General features: G+C 72.5%; 17 protein-coding genes. 9 read left to right on the top strand and 8 right to left on the bottom strand.

All coding sequences use genetic code 11. The features are described 5' to 3' along the window. Positions 1-6: 6 nt before the first annotated feature. The 6 genes from H488_RS30545 to H488_RS30520 all read right to left on the bottom strand — a co-directional run bounded on the left by H488_RS30545 (position 7) and on the right by H488_RS30520 (position 5,697). Positions 7-1,674 carry an NERD domain-containing protein gene (locus H488_RS30545; RefSeq protein WP_017834008.1) on the bottom strand — a complete coding sequence of 556 codons (1,668 nt, stop codon included), beginning with the start codon at positions 1,672-1,674 and terminating at the stop codon, positions 7-9. A 295-nt stretch (positions 1,675-1,969) separates the two neighbouring features. Further along, positions 1,970-2,158, bottom strand: a complete 189-nt coding sequence (locus H488_RS30540) for a CsbD family protein (RefSeq protein WP_017834007.1) — start codon at positions 2,156-2,158, stop codon at positions 1,970-1,972. 115 nt (positions 2,159-2,273) lie between these two features. Next, on the bottom strand, positions 2,274-2,777 hold the full coding sequence (locus H488_RS30535; RefSeq protein ID WP_126350465.1) for a hypothetical protein: 504 nt from the start codon (positions 2,775-2,777) through the stop codon (positions 2,274-2,276). Between the two features lie 32 nt (positions 2,778-2,809). Further along, positions 2,810-3,862 (bottom strand): zinc-dependent alcohol dehydrogenase family protein, encoded by a 1,053-nt coding sequence (locus tag H488_RS30530; protein ID WP_017834005.1) that lies wholly within the window; start codon positions 3,860-3,862, stop codon positions 2,810-2,812. A gap of 83 nt (positions 3,863-3,945) precedes the next feature. Beyond that, a complete protein-coding gene (locus H488_RS30525; protein ID WP_017834004.1) occupies positions 3,946-4,905 on the bottom strand; it encodes a hypothetical protein in 960 nt (319 codons plus the stop codon). A gap of 177 nt (positions 4,906-5,082) precedes the next feature. Next, positions 5,083-5,697 (bottom strand): PadR family transcriptional regulator, encoded by a 615-nt coding sequence (locus tag H488_RS30520; RefSeq protein WP_017834003.1) that lies wholly within the window; start codon positions 5,695-5,697, stop codon positions 5,083-5,085. Between the two features lie 174 nt (positions 5,698-5,871). Between H488_RS30520 and H488_RS30515 the strand changes: the two genes are divergently transcribed. Genes H488_RS30515 through H488_RS30505 form a run of 3 tightly spaced genes read left to right on the top strand, consistent with a single transcriptional unit; the run spans position 5,872 to position 9,406 of the window. After that, a complete protein-coding gene (locus H488_RS30515) occupies positions 5,872-6,987 on the top strand; it encodes an aromatic ring-hydroxylating dioxygenase subunit alpha (RefSeq protein ID WP_017834002.1) in 1,116 nt (371 codons plus the stop codon). Between the two features lie 9 nt (positions 6,988-6,996). Next, complete coding sequence (locus H488_RS30510; RefSeq protein WP_017834001.1) at positions 6,997-8,001, top strand: PDR/VanB family oxidoreductase; 1,005 nt, start codon at positions 6,997-6,999, stop codon at positions 7,999-8,001. Between the two features lie 10 nt (positions 8,002-8,011). Continuing rightward, a complete protein-coding gene (locus H488_RS30505) occupies positions 8,012-9,406 on the top strand; it encodes an MFS transporter (RefSeq protein ID WP_051063796.1) in 1,395 nt (464 codons plus the stop codon). Here the strand turns inward: H488_RS30505 and H488_RS30500 are convergent. After that, positions 9,375-9,872: a DUF427 domain-containing protein gene (locus H488_RS30500; RefSeq protein WP_017833999.1), complete on the bottom strand. Its 498-nt coding sequence runs from the start codon at positions 9,870-9,872 to the stop codon at positions 9,375-9,377. The two genes, H488_RS30505 and H488_RS30500, sit on opposite strands and share 32 nt — an antisense overlap. Before the next feature lie 141 nt (positions 9,873-10,013). On the opposite strand from H488_RS30500, the gene H488_RS30495 reads away from it, so the two are divergent. From H488_RS30495 to H488_RS30485, 3 genes are all read left to right on the top strand, one after another. After that, a complete protein-coding gene (locus H488_RS30495) occupies positions 10,014-11,069 on the top strand; it encodes a YeeE/YedE family protein (protein ID WP_017833998.1) in 1,056 nt (351 codons plus the stop codon). A gap of 33 nt (positions 11,070-11,102) precedes the next feature. Continuing rightward, positions 11,103-11,330 (top strand): sulfurtransferase TusA family protein, encoded by a 228-nt coding sequence (locus H488_RS37990; RefSeq protein ID WP_017833997.1) that lies wholly within the window; start codon positions 11,103-11,105, stop codon positions 11,328-11,330. Between the two features lie 163 nt (positions 11,331-11,493). After that, a complete protein-coding gene (locus H488_RS30485; protein WP_017833996.1) occupies positions 11,494-12,927 on the top strand; it encodes an aminobutyraldehyde dehydrogenase in 1,434 nt (477 codons plus the stop codon). 17 nt (positions 12,928-12,944) lie between these two features. Here H488_RS30485 and H488_RS30480 read toward each other — a convergent pair whose 3' ends face one another. Beyond that, a complete protein-coding gene (locus H488_RS30480; RefSeq protein ID WP_237740453.1) occupies positions 12,945-13,709 on the bottom strand; it encodes a TetR/AcrR family transcriptional regulator in 765 nt (254 codons plus the stop codon). A gap of 110 nt (positions 13,710-13,819) precedes the next feature. Here H488_RS30480 and H488_RS30475 point away from each other — a divergent pair, with 110 nt between their 5' ends. The 3 genes from H488_RS30475 to H488_RS30465 are packed head-to-tail and all read left to right on the top strand — an operon-like array spanning position 13,820 to position 17,645. After that, a complete protein-coding gene (locus tag H488_RS30475; RefSeq protein ID WP_017833994.1) occupies positions 13,820-15,256 on the top strand; it encodes a flavin monoamine oxidase family protein in 1,437 nt (478 codons plus the stop codon). Continuing rightward, complete coding sequence (locus H488_RS30470; RefSeq protein ID WP_017833993.1) at positions 15,253-16,122, top strand: universal stress protein; 870 nt, start codon at positions 15,253-15,255, stop codon at positions 16,120-16,122. The genes H488_RS30475 and H488_RS30470 overlap by 4 nt, the downstream gene beginning before the upstream one ends. Before the next feature lie 2 nt (positions 16,123-16,124). Continuing rightward, on the top strand, positions 16,125-17,645 hold the full coding sequence (locus H488_RS30465) for an APC family permease (RefSeq protein ID WP_017833992.1): 1,521 nt from the start codon (positions 16,125-16,127) through the stop codon (positions 17,643-17,645). The last annotated feature ends 40 nt before the right edge of the window (positions 17,646-17,685 follow it).

Raw genomic sequence — 17,685 nt, 5'->3', positions numbered from 1 at the left:
CCCGGCTCAGCCCGCGGGCGGGCGCCACGCCTTGCCCGCGTCGAGCGCGGCCATCAAATGCGGGCCGGCAGCCTCCTCCACGACCTCCCGGGGGCCGACGACGACGAGCAGGGACCTCGCGCGGGACATGCCCACGTAGACCATGTGCTGGGCCCGGACCATGTCCTGGAAGCCGTTGACCGCCAGGACCACGGCCGAGCGCTCGAGGCCCTTGAAGCCCAGGACGTGCCCGTAGAAGACGTCCTCCTCCGCGAAGTGCCCGTCCCAGTAGGCTCCGAAGCCCTCCGTGTCCACGATCTCCCGCTGCACCGGGTGGCGCCTGCCGGTGGTCAGCAGCGCGATGCGGCCCGGGTCCCACCCCTCGTCCTGGAGGGCGACCACGGCGTCGTCGGCAAGCTCCAGGACGGCCCCCGGCTCGACGTCGACGAACCGCACCGCCGGGCCCTCCCCGTTCCGGCACCGCTGCGGCTCCCGGGCCAGGGGGGCGAAGGCCCGGGCAATGGTGGCCGTGTTGCGCAGGTTGTCGTCCAGCGGGAACGGGTTGAGGTCGATGGGGGCGTGCCCGTCCCGGTCGAAGATGCGCTGGTGCTCGTCGGTGAACACGAACAGCACGCCCCGGTCCGGGTCCTCGAGGCACTGGACCAGCGCCTCCCACCACAGCTCCCCGAAGTCCTGTCCCTCGTCCACGACGATCGCGTCGAACCGGTCCCCGTCCGGACGGGCGGCGGCCAGGTCCCGCAGCCGCTGGGGGAGCCGGTGCTCCCAGTAGTCGGGGTCGTCGTCCTCGCCGGGCTCCGCGCCCCATTCGACGGGCAGCCGGTGGAACAGGCCGATGTACGCCGGGCGCTCCTCCTCCGGCCACGCCCGGGACATCAGCTCGAAGTACCGTGCGAGTCCCCGGGAGTAGCACACGAGCGCCGTGCGGTGCCCGTCGCGGGTCAGCCGGCGGGCCTTGAGCATGGCCAGGTGGGTCTTGCCGGAACCGGCGCCTCCGGTGATCTGCGCGCGGTGCTGCCACCGCAGCAGGGACAGGGTGCGCTCCTGCTCCCGGGTGAGCTGGTTGCCGGAGTCCTCGAGCTCCCGGGCGAGGTCCTGCACGTTGCACAGGGACAGGTGGGTGCGGCGCAGGTTCTTGACGATCAGCTCCACGGTGGACGCGTCCGGTGGGCGGTAGGCCTGTGTGCTGCGGCGCAGCACCTGGTTCAGCCGTCCGGCGATGCCGTCCAGGTCGGTGCGGTCGAACAGCCGGTCCCGCGGGGCGTCGGGGACGTCCCAGTCCCCGGGCAGGCGCGTGTAGGGCAGGGCCGCGAAGAACGTGGTCCGCCCGCCCCCGCGGGACAGCCGCGGCGCCAGGTAGTCCAGGAGGGCGTGCATCCCGGACCGGGCCTGCTCCAGCGGCGACCGCTTCAGCCGGTGCGCCCCACCCCGGCCGGACTGGTGCCACTGCCCGTTCCGGACCGAGATGTCCCCGCCCTTCACCTCGATCACCGCGTTGCCCACACCCGGCCACAGCACCAGGAGATCCAGTTCCGCCTCGACCTCGTCCCCGGTGATGCGCTGCCCCGAGATCAGCACCGCGTCCTCGGGGAGCTGGGCCCGCAGCGCCTCCCAGACGCACTGCTCCGCCTCGAAGCCGGGCGGGAACTCCGGGGACTCCGGGAAGGTCTGCGGCATGGCCCCAGGCTACCCAGGATGTGCCATCGCAACCGGGAGGCAGTGCGCCGTCGCGTGATGAGGCGCGATCCGCGACCCCCTCGTGCCGGCGGGTCGGCATCTGTCGGTACGAGCGGCGCAATCCGACGGAACGCGACCCCTCGCGGTGGCAGGAGGCGGAACGCGACCCCTCGCGGCGGGGGGAGACGGAACGCGGCCCCCTCGCGGCGGCGGGGGAGGCGGAGCACGGCGAAGGGCCCCGGTGTCGACTGCGACACCGGGGCCCTCCGGGTGGTTCGACGGCTGAACCGTGCTGCTACATTCCGTCCTTGAAGTTCTTGCCCGCGTCCTTGACGTTCTCGCCGGCCTGCTTGGCGCTGCCGGACAGCTTGTCCGCCTGGCCCTCGGCCTGGAGGTCGCGGTTGTCGGTGGCGTCGCCGACCTTTTCCTTCGCGGTGCCGCCCGCCTTCTCCGCGGCGTTGCTGATCTTGTCTCCGAGTCCCATGGGCTCTCCCTCCGGTCGGTGAACAGGTGCTACCAGCGTAGACCCCTCAGCATGCTGAGGGAACAGGCGGGGCGCCCCGGAAGGGGTCATTCCCCCCAGGGCGAACAGCGCCCGCTCAGCGCTCCGGGACGTCGAGACCGGCCGCGGTCAGGCGCTCGCGCAGCCAGGCCGGGATCCTGCGGTCCATCCTCCGGTAGCGCCCGAGGTGCCGGCGCCAGTCCTCCGCGGCGACCGGGTGCGGGGCGTGCGCCGGGAGGGCGGGGTCGTCGTCGTAGTTGAGCACGAGCTCCACCCCGGGGCGCTGCCAGCGCCGACCGGCCACGGTGACGATCAGCGTGGCGGACAGCCACGACCCGTCCACGAGGTCGGCGTAGTCCTCCTGGAGGGCCCGGGCCAGCCGGCGCGGGGTGCTGCGCAGGCCCTCGGCGTCCACGGGCCGGCGGGTCGTGCGGTCGCCGCGGACCTCCCGCACCTGCAGGCGCAGGTCCCGGCCCACGCTCAGGACGTCCAGCACGAGCGCGTCCCATCCGGGCTCGGTCCCGTGGGCGCGGACGAGCCACCGGGCCAGCCGGTCGATGGTCCTGCGCTGCCGGGGGCTCTGGAGTCTGTCGGTCCGCACGGGCACACGCTAGCAAGCGCCGGGCCGGCGGCTCAGTCCGCCGTGATGACCACCTTCACCGCCCGGTGCTGCGCGGCGTTGCCGAACAGCTCGTAGGCCTCCTCCATCTGGGACATGGTGAAGCGGTGGGTGGCCATCGCCTTCGCGTCCAGCCGGCCGGAGCGGACCATGTTGAGCAGGCTGCCCACGGTGCGGCAGTCCACGAGCCCCATGTTGATGCGGACGTTGGAGATCCACATCCGGTCCAGGGGCAGCTCCACCGGCTTGCCGTGCACGCCGGCGTTGGCCACCGTGCCGTAGGGCCGGACCACGTCCAGGCAGGTCCGGAAGGTCTGGGGCACGCCCACGGCCTCGATGGCCACGTCCACGCCGAGACCGTCCGGGGACAGCGCCCTGATCCGCTCGACGGCGTCCGGGTCCCCGGCGTTGACCTTGTCCGTGGCCCCGAGCTCGAGGGCCTTGTCCATCCGGTTCTCGTCGAGGTCCACGGTGACGACGCGCCCGGCGCCGCAGAGGTTCGCCGTCATGACCGCGCCCAGGCCCACCGGCCCCGCGCCCACGATCGCGACCGTGTCGCCGGGCTTCGTGTTGCCGTTGAGGATGCCGATCTCGAAGCCCGTGGGCAGGGCGTCGGTCAGGAACAGGACGTCCTCGTCGTCGAGACCCTCCGGGACCTTGTGCACGGAGGTCTCCGCGAACGGCACGCGCACGTACTCGGCCTGCGTGCCGTCGATGAGGTGCCCGAACACCCATCCCACGCCGCCCAGGGTCTGGCAGTGGGAGGGCTGGTTGTTCCTGCAGTAGGAGCACTTCCCGCAGTTGGTGACCGCGGGGATGATGATCCGGTCGCCGGGCTCCAGCCCGGTCACGGCGTCCCCGACCTCGGTGATCGTGCCGACCGCCTCGTGGCCGAGGACCCGGCCGTCGACGACGGCGGGGACGTCGCCCTTGAGGATGTGCAGGTCGGTGCCGCAGATGGTGGTCGTGTCGACCTTCGCGATGACGTCGGTGGGGTCCTGGAGGGTCGGGTCCGGGACCTCCTCCCAGGCCTTGCGGCCCGGTCCGTGGTAGACGAGTGCCTTCATGGGGTCCTCCTCGGTCGCCGGTCCGGCGGGCTGCCGGGCCGCCCGTCCTCATCGTAGGCGCGAGGATCCCGGGCCGGCAGGGCTCACTGGTAGGAGACGAACCATGGCTGCGGCTCGATCGCGGACGTCTCCTCCGGTGTGAAGGTTGGTGTGTCCTCGTCGTAGAAGTTCTTCCACGCCATCCGGATCCCCTCCGGCAGGCCCTGCTGCAGCCGCTCCCACGTGCCCGTCTTCAGCTCGGGGGTGCCGTGGCCGTCGGCGTGCAGGACCAGCGCGAGCTCCGGGCGGGAGGCGTCCACGAGGTGGCGGTTCGTGATCATCGACTCCGCGAACTGGTGCAGGACCACCACCTTCTGCGGCAGGTCGTGGTCCCGGGTCAGGCCGGCGAGCCACGCCGTGGTCGCGTTGATCTCCGCGGCGTCCACCGAGCCGATCTGCACCATGTGCACCTGGTCCGGCCCCAGCCGCCACTCCGGGTCCAGGGCCAGGCCCACGTTGGGGAGCTCGAGCAGCTCCTGGTACTGCTGCGCCTGGCTCAGGAAGTCCTGCCGGCCGGGCTGGAGGTCCAGCACCACGTAGACGCCGTGCTCCGCCGCGGCCTCCACGTACGGGCGCAGCTCCTCGACCGGGAGCTCCTCGGAGTAGTCCCCGTCCTCGCCGGGGCCCGCGGAGGCCGTGGTCGCGATGATCTCGAAGGCGGGGACCACGGGCACGTCGCTGAAGGGCTCGTACTGGGCGGCGAGCTCCTTCGCCCGGACGGCCGACTCCTCGGGGCCCTGCTCCCCGAGCACGCCCAGCGCCGGCGTCCCGGGGCGGCCGTAGAGGGCGACCATCCGCCGGTCGGGGAACACCTCGGTGCCCCCGCCGATCAGCTCCGCGGGCTCCGCGGGCACGGGGGTCGGGGAGGGGGCGGCCGACGACGGCGACGCGTCCGCCGCCGGTGTCGCCGCCGAGCCGCTGCCGGCGCCCTGGGCGCAGCCGGTCAGGAGGAGCGCGGCGCACAGGGCCAGGGCGAGGGGGCGGGGCAGCGGCGAGCGGGTCATGGTCTGTCCTGGGGCCGAGGGGCAGGGGGGTCCGTCCAGCCTACGCACCGGCCGGTGCGCCGGGCGGGAACAGGACCCGGAACGGTGCCGGCCGCGGCGCGAGTGCGTCACGCGGCGACCCGGGCGGTCCGGGACCCCGCGACCGGGGCGGCCCGGGACCCGGCGGCCCGCCGGACCTCAGGCGGTGCCGGGCTCCCCGGACCCGCCCAGCTCGCCCAGCTCCTCGAGCAGCCGCAGGCCGCGCTCGGCCCAGGCGATCTCCTGGTCGGCGCGGGCCACCTGCCCCTCGTAGGCGAAGACCTTGAACCGGGTGATCCGCTCCCACTGCTCCTCGGGGTTGGCCGCCAGCCGGCGCGCCAGCGTGGGGCTCGTGCGGTCCTGGAGCGCCCTGATCTGCTGGAGGGCCTGCGCGCGCTGGTCCCGGTAGTGCTCGATGTGGGCGTGCAGCTGCGCGGCCGCGGCGCCGGGGGAGGCCCACTCGAAGTAGGCGGCCCGCAGGTGGGCGGGGTCCCGCTCCCGGACGTAGCCGAGCGGCTGGTCCTGCCACTGCCGCAGGGCGCGCTCGCCCTCGGGTGTGATCGAGTACTCCGTCTTGGTGGCCCCGCGCGATCCCCAGGGGACGGGCCGGCTCGTGAGCAGCCCCTCCGCGTGCATCTTGCGCAGCTCCGGGTAGATCTGCGAGTCGGGGGCGTGCCACACGTGGCCCACGGAGGAGCTGAACTGCTTGACCACGTCGTAGCCGGTCAGCGGCCCCGAGGAGAGCAGTGCCAGCAGGGCCGAGCGGAGGCTCACGGGCGGTTCCTTCCGTCGCAGCAGGGGTCGTCCTGCTGAGCCTAGCCGGGAGCCGGCCCCGTGACCCTTGTCACTCACTATGGACATAGATATTGTGTGTCCTGCGCCACGACTATCTATCGAGATAGTGAGTGGATCGTGCTCGCCCCGGACCGCCCAGCAGAGGACCGCACCATGACCGTCGCCGCCACGAGGACCACCTCCACCGCCAAGCTCCTGTCCCACCCGCTCGACGCCTGGTACGTGGCCGGGTGGGACCACGAGATCACCGCCAAGGGCATCCTCTCCCGCACCGTGGCGGGACGCCCGCTGGCCCTGTACCGCACCGAGGACGGCCGTCCCGTGGCCCTGGCGGACGCCTGCTGGCACCGGCTCGCCCCGCTCTCCCAGGGCCGGCTCGTGGGCCGCGACGAGATCCAGTGCCCGTACCACGGGCTGCGCTACAACGCCGCGGGGCGGTGCACCTCGATGCCCGCCCAGGAGACGCTGAACCCCTCCGCCACCGTGCCGTCCTACCCGGTGCTCGAGCGCCACCGCTACGTGTGGGTGTGGCTGGGCGACCCCACGCGGGCGGACCCCGCCCTGTTGCCCGACATGCACCAGATGGACAGCCCCGAGTGGGCCGGCGACGGCGAGACCATCCACGCCCCCTGCAACTACCAGCTGGTCCTCGACAACCTCATGGACCTCACGCACGAGGAGTTCGTGCACTCCTCCAGCATCGGCCAGGAGGAGCTGTCCGAGTCGGAGTTCGAGACCACCCACGACGAGCGCTCCGTGACCGTGACCCGCTGGATGCGCAACATCGACCCCCCGCCCTTCTGGCTCAAGAACATGCGGGACCGGTTCCCGGGCTTTGAGGGCAAGGTGGACCGCTGGCAGATCATCCATTACACCTTTCCCTCCACCATCTGCATCGACGTCGGCGTCGCCGAGGCCGGCACCGGGGCGCCCGAGGGGGACCGCTCCCGCGGGGTCAACGGCTACGTGATGAACACGATCACCCCGGAGACGGACCGCTCCTGCCACTACTTCTGGGCCTTCATGCGCAACTACCGCCTGGAGAGCCAGCTCATCACCACCCAGCTGCGCAACGGCGTGCACGGGGTGTTCGGGGAGGACGAGGCCATGCTGCAGGCCCAGCAGGCGGCCATCGACGCCAACCCCGAGCACGAGTTCTACAACCTCAACATCGACATGGGCGGGATGTGGGTGCGCCGGCTCCTCGAGCGCGCGCTCGAGGCCGAGGGCCGCCCCGCCGCCGCCCCGGCCGCTCCCGCCGGGGCCTGAGGAGGGGTCGTGGCCGATTCCCAGCACGAGGTCTGGCAGCGCGCCGCCGTCGTCGCCGTCGAGGACGTCGCCGCCGGCATCCGGCGCGTCGTCCTGCGTCCCGACCGGCCCTGCCCGGTGCGGCCGGGCGAGCACGTGGACGTCCGCGTCCTCGTCCACGGCGAGCAGCAGGTGCGCTCCTACTCCGTGGTCGACGCCGACGCTGACGGCGCGCAGCTCGCCGTCAGCGTCTTCCGCACCCCCACCTCCCGCGGCGGCTCGATCTTCATGCACGGTCTCGAGCCCGGGCAGGTCCTCGAGATCACCCAGCCGCTGCAGAACTTCCCGCTGCGCGTGGGGGCCCCGTCCTACGTCCTGCTGGCCGGCGGCATCGGCATCACCGCGATCGCCGGGATGGCGGCGCTGCTGCGCCGGCTCGGCGCGGACTACCGCCTCGTCTACGTTGCCCGCTCCCGGCCCGCCATGGCCTACCTCGACGACCTGGCCGCCCTGCACGGGGACCGGCTCGAGGCGCACATCGACGACGAGGGCGGCTCGCTCGACGTCCCGGCCCTCGTGGCCGGCGTGCCTGCGGGCGCCGAGCTCTACATGTGCGGCCCCATCCGGCTCATGGACGCGGTGCGCCGCGCCTGGGCCGAGCGCGGGCTGGACCCGACCGGCCTGCGCTACGAGACCTTCGGCAACAGCGGCTGGTTCGAGGCCGAGCCGTTCGTGGTCCGCGTCCCCCGGCTGGGCGCCGAGACCGTCGTCGGCCCCGACGAGTCCCTGCTCGAGGCCCTCGAGCGGGAGGGACTCGACATGATGTCCGACTGCCGCAAGGGCGAGTGCGGGCTCTGCCAGGTCAAGGTCCTCGGCCTGGCCGGGCGGATCGACCACCGCGACGTGTTCTACTCGGACCGGCAGAAGCAGACCGGCACGTCCATGTGCTGCTGCGTCTCGCGGGTGGTCTCCCCCGCACCGGCGGCCGATCCCGGCGAGCGCCCGGCCGCCGTCCTCACCATCGACGTCCCCTGAGAGGCTCCCCATGGACATCCGACACCAGATCGACGCATCCAGGATGTCGTCGTACCAGTGGCTCATCATCGCGGTGACCACGTTCCTCAACGCCCTCGACGGCTACGACGTGCTCGCCATGGCGTTCACGGCCACCTCCGTGACCGAGGAGTTCGGGCTCTCCGGCTCCCAGCTGGGCTGGCTGCTCAGCGCCGGGCTCATCGGCATGGCCGTGGGCTCCCTCGTCCTCGGGCCCTTCGCGGACTGGTACGGCCGGCGGAGGATCCTCGTGCTGGCGCTCGCCGTCAACGCCCTCGGCCTGTTCCTGTCCACCACGGCCGGGTCCGTGCTCGAGCTCGGGCTGTGGCGCGTCGTCACCGGCCTGGGCGTGGGCGGCATCCTCGCCTCCGCCACGGTGATCACCAGTGAGTACGCCAGCGCCCGCCACCGCGGCATGGCCGTGAGCATCTTCACCGCGGGCTACGGCGTGGGCGCCACCCTCGGCGGCATGGGCGCGACCCAGCTGATCCCCGCCTTCGGCTGGCGCTCCGTGTTCCTCACCGGCGGCCTGCTCACCCTCGTGGCGATCGCGCTCGTGCTGGCAGTGCTGCCCGAGTCCGTGGACTACCTCCGCACCCGGCGGCCCGCGGGCGCCGTGCAGAAGCTCGACCGCATCGCCCGTCGCCTGCGCCTCGAGGGGGAGGTCGAGCTCGGCCCCGTCCCGGCGGGCGCCGGCGAGCGGCGGAGCAGCGTGGGCCTGCTGCTCAGCGGCCGCTACCGCACCGCGACCCTCCTGCTGTGGGCGGCCTTCTTCGTCATCATGTTCGGCTTCTACTTCGCCAACTCCTGGACGCCCCGGCTCCTCGTGGAGACCGGGATGACCGAGCAGCAGGGCATCGTCGGCGGGCTCATGCTCACGATGGGCGGCACCTTCGGGTCCCTGCTCTACGGCGCGCTGACCACCAGGTGGGACGAACGGCTGACCCTGATGGCCTTCACGGTGCTCTCCGCGGTGACCCTCGTGCTGTTCATCACCACCACGTCCGTGCCCCTGCTGGCGTTCTCCTCCGGCGTGGTGGTCGGCATGCTCATCAACGGCTGCATCGCCGGGCTCTACACCGTGGCGCCCATGACCTACGAGCCCGGCATCCGGACCACCGGCGTGGGCTGGGGCATCGGGGTCGGCCGGGCCGGGGCGATCCTCGCCCCCATCGCGGTCGGCGCGCTGCTGGACACCGGCTGGACCCCCACGCAGCTCTACGTCGGCGTGGCGGTCGTCGTCGCCCTCGCGGCCCTGGCCCTCGTCCGGCTGCGCCCCTACGAGGAGACCGCCGAGGAGGCCGCCGACGCGTCCGCCGCGGGCGCGGCCGGACCGACCGGTGAGCGACCGGGGCTCACCAGCCCCGGGTCCCCGGAGCGCCCTTGAACGGACCGACCACCCGCGAGGTGATCCAGCCCCCGTAGAAACCGCCCTCCTGCGGGAGCACCTGCTCCCCGGCGACGAGGCACCGGTCCATCATCCCGGGCATCAGCGCCACGTGCCCGCGCAGGGACTCGAAGCCCGGCGCGGGGGAGGGGTAGGTCCAGGCCGCCCGCGGCGCGGTGCGGGCCCCGCCCCGGACGTCGAAGTACGCCGCCGCGCCCTTCCACTCGCACCACGAGCTCCCCTCGCACGGGACCAGGGCGCCCTCGGCGAAGGCCTCGCGGGGCAGGTAGTAGGTGGGCGGGTGGCTGGTCTCGAGCACCCGCAGCGCGGCCGTGGTGGAGGCGATGCGCGCACCGCCCAGCCACACCTCCACGTGCTCCCGGGTGGGCTCGGTCCGGGGCGGTCTCGGGTAGTCCCACACGGACTCCTGGCCGGGGCCGGGGGTCTCGGGCCGGGGTCGTCTCATCTGCGCTCCGTCCGGACGCCCGCCCGTCCGCGCCGGCCGGCGCGGTCTTCGGGCGTCACACAGTGGTGAGTGCTGCATCACTATGCTACGGCGCATGACGACACCCTGGAGTGCTTGCCGTGGAATGGATAACGTGCGGGGATGCTCATCTCAGGCCTTCTCATCGGCGCCGCCCTCGGGTTCGTCCTCCAGCGCGGCCGCTTCTGCGTCACCGGCGCGTTCCGCGACGTCTGGATCGCGAAGAACACGTGGTGGCTGTCCGCCTTCTTCGTGGCCATCGCCGTCCAGGCGGTCGGCATCTGGGTGCTGAACGCCCTCGGCGTCATCACCCTCGAGGCCTCGGCCTTCCCGTGGCTGGCCACGATCGTGGGCGGCTTCGTCTTCGGCTTCGGCATCGTCCTCGCCGGCGGCTGCGCCACCGGCACCTACTACCGCGCCTCCGAGGGACTCGTCGGCTCCTGGTTCGCGCTCATCTTCTACGCGCTGTTCGCGACCATCTCCAAGTACGGCCCGCTGGCCGGGACCACCGAGGCCATGCGCGGCGTGACGGTCGGCACCCAGGGCTCGATCCACGAGACCCTCGGCGTCTCCCCGTGGGTGCTCGTGCTGGCCCTCGTCGCCGTCACCGGCCTGTGGGCCCGCCACCACCTCACCAAGCCGCGGATGAAGATGGCCACGCTCCCGCCGGAGCGGACCGGCCTGAACCACCTGCTGTTCGAGAAGGCCTGGAACCCGTTCGCCACCGCCGTGGTCATCGGCATCATCGCGATCATCGCCTGGCCCGCCAGCTGGGCCACCGGCCGCGAGTCGGGCCTCGGCATCACCACCCCATCCGCGAACATCGCCGGCTACCTGACCACGGGCGACGTCGAGCTCGTCGACTGGGGCGTGTTCCTGGTCCTGGGCATCCTGATCGGCTCGTTCATCGCGGCCAAGGGCTCGGGCGAGTTCAAGCTCCGCGTCCCCGACGCGCAGACCATCGTCCGCTCCATCGGCGGCGGCGCCCTCATGGGCGTCGGCGCGGCGTGGGCCGGGGGCTGCACCATCGGCAACGCCCTGGTCGCCACCGCCGCCTTCGAGTGGCAGGGCTGGGTCAGCTTCGCCGTCATGATCCTCGGCACCGGCGCGGCCGCCAAGCTCTTCATCGCCCCCCGCAAGACGTCCGCCGCCCCGGGCCGCGTCCCGGCCGGCGTCTGACCCACCGACCCCCAGTCCCAGGAGGCACCACCCATGGCACAGCACATCCTCGAGACCGACGGTCTCGTCTGCCCGTTCCCCGTGGTCGAGGCGAAGGCCGCGATGGCCGAGATGCCCGCCGGCGACGAGCTCGTCATCAACTTCGACTGCACCCAGGGCACCGAGGCCATCCCGCGCTGGGCGGCCGAGAACGGCTACCCCGTCACGCAGTTCAGCAAGCGCGGTGCGGCCGAGTGGTCGATCACCGTGCAGAAGGCCTGATCCCCCGGGACCCCCACGCAGCGGCGGACCCCTGCGACCGAGCATCCTCGGGCGCGGGGGTCCGTCGTCGTCGGTGGGCCCGGTCACACCGGACCCTACTAAAATGAACGCTGATCATTTAGAGTGGCAGGCACCGCGTTCTTGCCCGCAGAGAGGAACCACCATGAGCGACGTCCTGCAGAACTACGTCGACGGCGTCTTCGTCGACGCCCACGGCACCGGCCGGATCGACGTGGTCGACCCCACCACCGGCACCACGGTCGCCGTCTCCCCGGTCTCCGACGCCACGGACGTGGACCGGGCCTTCGCCGCCGCCCGCGCGGCGTTCCGGAGCTGGAAGCGCACCACGCCGAGCGAGCGGCAGCTCCTGCTGCTCCGGCTCGCGGACGCGCTCGAGACGCACAGCGACGAGCTCGTCGAGGCCCAGCACCGCAACACCGGCCAGCCGCGGCAGATGATCGCCGACGAGGAGGTCGCCGCCGGCGCCGACAACCTGCGCTTCTTCGCCGGCGCCGCCCGGACCCTCGAGGGCAAGGCCGCGGCGGAGTACCTGGGCGGGCACACCTCCTACGTGCGGCGCGAGCCGGTCGGCGTCGTGGCGCAGGTGACGCCGTGGAACTACCCGCTGCTGATGGCGATCTGGAAGCTCGGCCCCGCGCTGGCCGCCGGCAACACGGTGGTCCTCAAGCCCTCCGACACCACTCCTGAGTCCACCCTCGTCCTGGCCCGGCTCATCGACGGGATCTTCCCGGCCGGCGTGGTCAACGTGCTGCTCGGGGACGGCTCCACGGGAGCGCTCATGACCGGGCACCGGACCCCGGCCATGGTCTCGATCACCGGGTCCGTCCGTGCCGGCCGCGCCGTGGCCCTCGCCGCAGCGCAGAACCTGACGCGCGGGCACCTGGAGCTCGGCGGCAAGGCGCCCGCGGTCGTCTTCGCGGACGCCGACCTGCCCGCCGCGGCCAAGGCGCTCGTGGAGTTCGGCACCTTCAACGCCGGCCAGGACTGCACCGCGGTGACGCGCGTCCTGGTCCAGGACAGCGCCCACGACGAGTTCGTGCGCCTGCTCGCCGCGGCCGCCCGGGACATCGTGACGGGCGACCCGGACGAGTCCAAGAACTTCTACGGCCCGCTCAACAACGCCCGCCACTTCGAGGACGTGTGCCGCAAGCTCGCCGAGCTGCCCGAGCACGCGAGCGTGGTCACCGGCGGGAAGCCGGTGCCGGGCTCCCCCGGCTACTTCTTCGAGCCCACCGTGGTGTCCGGGGTGCGCCAGGACGACGCCCTCGTCCAGGAGGAGACCTTCGGCCCGGTGCTCACCGTGCAGCCCTTCGCCACGGAGGAGGAGGCGCTCGAGCTGGCCAACGACGTCGACTACGCCCTCGCCTCGAGCGTGTGGACCACCGACCACGGCACGGCCATGCGGGTCTCCCGCGAGCTCGAGTTCGGGTGCGTCTGGGTCAACACCCACGTCATGCTGGTCTCCGAGATGCCGCACGGCGGGTTCAAGGACTCCGGCTACGGCAAGGACCTCTCGCTCTACTCGGTCGAGGAGTACACCCAGGTCAAGCACGTGATGCACGCCCTGGACGCCTGAGCCGGCGCGGCCGGGGCTCAGTCCTGGCCGGCGGATCCGTCCTGACCGGCGGATCCGTTCTGACCGGCGGATCCGGCCTGCCGGCCGGCCCGGTCCCGGGCGGCCGCCAGGCGCAGCCGGAAGCCCTCCAGCATGGCGGTGAGGGCCGCGTCGAAGGCCGCGTCCGCCGCGGCGGTGGCGTCCGCCGGCCGTGCCTGCACGGCGGCGGCGAACACCGGGGCGAGGTCCGCGCGCTCCCCGGGGTCGAAGATGTCGGCGGGCGCCGTCGCGTCGTACGCGGCGCCGAAGACGAGCGACTCGATCGAGACGATCACGTCCACGATGCTGGCGCGCTCCCAGCCCGCGTCCGCGAGCCCGGAGGCCACGGTCTCGTACATCTGCAGGGTGTGCGGGGAGTCGGCGACCGGCTGGACGGCCATGATCGGGATCATGGCCGTGTGCTGGGCGTAGCAGTCCCGGTAGGACCGCGCCCAGCTCTCGAGGGCCCGGTCCCACGGGACGGTGCCGAAGGCGGAGCAGTCGATGCCCTGGTTGATCGCGTCCTGGACCCGGATCAGCACCTCGCGCTTCGACGGCGTGTGGTTGTACAGGGCCGAGGTGGAGACCTTCAGCTCCCGCGCGAGCTCGGTCATCGTCAGGTGCCGGTAGCCCCGGGTGGCCACGATCTTGATCGCGGCCTTCGTGATCCGCTCCTCGGAGAGCACCGGATGGCGCGGGCGACCGCGACGCCGAGGGGCGGGGCCGGCGGGAGCCATGAGCAGATCCTCCTGCGGTCGGGGCATGTGGCGCTTCCTCCTGAGTCTAGGTGCAACGAGTTGGTGACGGCTCTTGACGAGCACGGGCCGGAGCCCATTTAATGAACCTAATTCATTTTAGTGTGAAGGAGAGCACAGTGACCGATCAACGCACCCTGGGCAGCGAGACCGCGATCGAGCGCGACGTCGTCGTCGTGGGGGCCGGCCCCGCCGGGCTCATGGCCGCCCGCACGCTCGTGGCCGCCGGGCGGACCGTGGCGGTCCTCGAGGCCCGCGACCGCGTGGGCGGGCGCACCTGGTCGAAGACCGTGGACGGCGCGTTCCTGGAGATCGGCGGGCAGTGGATCTCCCCCGACCAGACCGAGCTGCTGGCGCTGGTCGACGAGCTCGGCCTGGAGACCTACCAGCGCTACCGCGAGGGCGAGTCCGTCTACCTGGCGCCGGACGGGACCCGCCACACCTACACCGGCTCGATGTTCCCGGCGGGGGAATCCACGATCGCCGAGATGGAGAAGCTCGTCGCGCTCCTGGACGGGCTCGTGGCCGAGATCGGCGCCACCGAGCCGTGGGCGCACCCGGCGGCCCGGGAGCTGGACACCATCTCCTTCCACCACTGGCTGCGGCAGCACTCCGACGACGAGGCCGCCTGCAGCAACATCGGGATCTTCGTGGCCGGCGGGATGCTCACCAAGCCCGCGCACGCGTTCTCCGTGCTGCAGGCCGTGCTCATGGCCGCCTCCGCCGGGTCCTTCTCGAACCTCGTGGACGAGGACTTCATCCTCGACCGGCGCGTGGTCGGCGGCATGCAGTCCGTCTCGGAGACCATGGCGGCGGAGCTGGGCGAGGACGTCGTCTTCCTGGACACCCCGGTGCGCACGATCCGCTGGGCCGGTGACGGCGGCACCTACGCCGAGCACGTCCCGGGCACCCCGGTGACCGTGTGGTCCGACCGGCTCACGGTGCGGGCGAAGGACGTGGTCGTGGCCGTCCCGCCCAACCTCTACTCCCGGATCTCCTTCGAGCCGCCCCTGCCGCGGCTGCAGCACCAGATGCACCAGCACCAGTCGCTGGGCCTCGTGATCAAGGTGCACGCCGTCTACGAGACGCCCTTCTGGCGGGACAAGGGCCTCTCCGGCACCGGCTTCGGCGCCCACGAGCTCTCCCAGGAGGTCTACGACAACACCAACCACGGGGACCCGCGCGGCACCCTGGTCGGCTTCGTCTCGGACGAGCGGGCCGACGAGCTCTTCGGCCTGCCCGCCGAGGAGCGCCGCCGGCTGATCCTCGAGTCCCTCTCCCACTACCTGGGGGAGGAGGCCCTGCACCCGGTGGTCTACTACGAGTCCGACTTCGGCTCCGAGGAGTGGACCCGCGGCGCCTACGCCGCCAGCTACGACCTCGGCGGCCTGCACCGCTACGGCGCCCACCAGCGCACCCCGGTGGGCCCGATCCGCTGGGCCTGCTCCGACCTCGCGGCCGAGGGCTACCAGCACGTCGACGGCGCCCTGCGGCAGGGCCGGCTCGCCGCGGCCGAGGTCCTCGGCGCCGGCTCGCTGACGGGCGCGGAGCGATGACCACCGCCGGGGTGCCGCGCTACGTGGTCGGCTACAGCGGCGACCGGCGCAGCCGGGACGCCGTGCGGCTGGGCGTCGCGCTCGCGCGCGACGTGGGCGCCGAGCTCGAGGTCGTCCTCGTGCTGCGCGCGGACGACCCGTACCAGCAGGTCTACCCGCCGGTGGGGGACATCTCGCCCGTGCTCCGCCGGCAGGCCCACCAGTGGCTGCGCGAGGCCGCCGCCCTGGTGCCCGAGGGGATCACGGCCCGCACCCACGTGCGGGAGGCGCGATCCGTGCCCACCGGCCTGGTCGAGGCCGCCACCGAGCTGGGGGCCGCGATGATCGTGGTCGGCGCCGGGACGGGCGGCGGCCGCTTCACCCTGGGTTCCGTGGTGAACGCGCTGCTGCACAGCTCGCCGGTCCCCGTGGCGCTCGCCCCGCGCCGTTACCCCGGGGACGAGCCGCTGACCCGGGTCTACGCCGCCGTGGGCACCCGCCCCGGGGCGCACCAGGTCATCCGGGAGGCCGCCGAGGCGGTCGAGCGCTCCGGCCTGGAGCTGGAGCTCCTCTCGTTCCTCGAGGGCGAGGCCGCGGACCCGGGCGCCACCGAGCAGGCCCGCCGGCGCGTCGAGGAGCACCTGGAGGCCGCAGCGGCCGAGGCCCGCCGGACCGGGCCCGTGACCGTGCGGGTCGCCTCCGGGCGGACCCTCAAGAAGGCCGCGCAGGACGTCGACTGGGCTCCCGGCGGCCTCCTGCTCATCGGCTCGTCCCGCCTCGCCCAGGGGCGGCAGACCTTCCTGGGCACCACCGCAGCACGGCTGCTCAAGCACGTCCCGGTCCCGATGGTCGTGGTCCCACGACCGGCCCGCACGGAGGAGAACTGATCATGAGCGCTTCCGACATCGAGGCGCCGGCACGCTCCGGCACCGACAAGGGCCTGAGCAAGGGCGCCGTGGGGCTGCTCGGCTCCGTGGTCATCGGCGTCTCCTGCATCGCCCCGGCCTACACCCTCTCCGCCGCCCTGGGCCCCACCGCCGCGGAGGTCGGCACCTCCCTGCCGGCGATCTTCCTGGTGGGCTTCATCCCCATGCTGCTCGTGGCCTTCGGCTACCAGCAGCTCAACCGGGCCATGCCGGACTCTGGCACCACCTTCACCTGGGGCTCCAAGGCCTTCGGGCCGTGGCTGGGCTGGATGGGCGGCTGGGGGCTGCTGGCCGCCACCATCCTGGTGCTCTCCAACCTCGCCGGTGTGGCCGTGGACTTCCTCTACCTCGCCCTCGCCCAGATCACCGGCAACGACGCCATCGCCGAGCTGACGCGCAACGTGCCCGTCAACGTGGCCACGTGCCTCGTGTTCGTGGCCCTGGCCGCCTGGATCTCGTACCGCGGGATGGAGACCACCAAGGCGTTCCAGTACGTGCTCGTGGCGTTCCAGGCGATCGTGCTCCTGTGGTTCTCGATCGCGGCCTTCGGCCACGTGGCCGCCGGCACCGCCTACGAGGGGCTGACCGTGCGCGCCGAGTGGTTCAACCCGTTCGGCGTCGAGTCCTTCTCCGCGTTCGCGGCGGGCGTGTCCCTGTCCGTGTTCATCTACTGGGGCTGGGACGTGGTGCTCACCATCAACGAGGAGACCAAGGGCTCGGCGACCACCCCGGGCAGGGCCGCCCTGACCACCATCTTCGTGATCGTGGCCCTCTACATGACCATCGCCCTCGCGGTGCTCACGTTCTCCGGGGTCTCCGACCAGGGGCTGGGGATGGGCAACGAAGAGATCCAGGAGAACATCTTCGCGGCCCTCGCGGGGCCCGTGATGGGCCCCTTCGCGATCCTGATGTCCCTCGCGGTGCTGTCCTCCTCGGCGGCCTCCCTGCAGTCCACGTTCGTCTCCCCGGCCCGCACGATGCTGGCCATGGGCTACTACGGCGCGCTGCCGGGGAAGTTCGCCCGGGTCACCCCGCGGTTCCAGACCCCGGGCTACGCGACGGTCGCGGCGGCCGTGATCTCCGCCGGCTTCTACGCCGTGATGCGCGTGGTCTCCGAGAACGTCCTCTGGGACACCATCACCACCCTCGGCATGATGGTCTGCTTCTACTACGGGGTCACCGCCCTGGCCTGCGTCTGGTACTTCCGCCGCGAGGCGTTCCGGGGGCCGAAGAACGCGTTCACCAAGTTCCTCGCGCCGCTGCTCGGGGGGATCCTGCTGCTCGTCTTCTTCGGGCAGACGGCCTACGACTCGATGGACCCGGACTACGGCTCCGGCTCGCAGATCGGCGGCGTGGGCCTCGTGTTCCTCCTGGGCGTGGGCATCCTGCTGCTCGGCGTCGCGATGATGCTCGTCCAGTACCGGCGCAACCCGGCCTTCTTCCTGGAGCGCTTCGAGACCACCGAGCTGCCGGTCCTGGACTAGCTCCTCCCTCCTTTTTCGAAGGAATTTTCGGACACCGGCG

Source organism: Kocuria sp. UCD-OTCP (assembly GCF_000349605.1).
GTDB classification, from domain to species: Bacteria; Actinomycetota; Actinomycetes; order Actinomycetales; family Micrococcaceae; genus Kocuria; species Kocuria rosea.
Note: the sequence above shows the minus strand (reverse complement) of the source record. Positions and strands in the feature narration are given on the sequence as shown.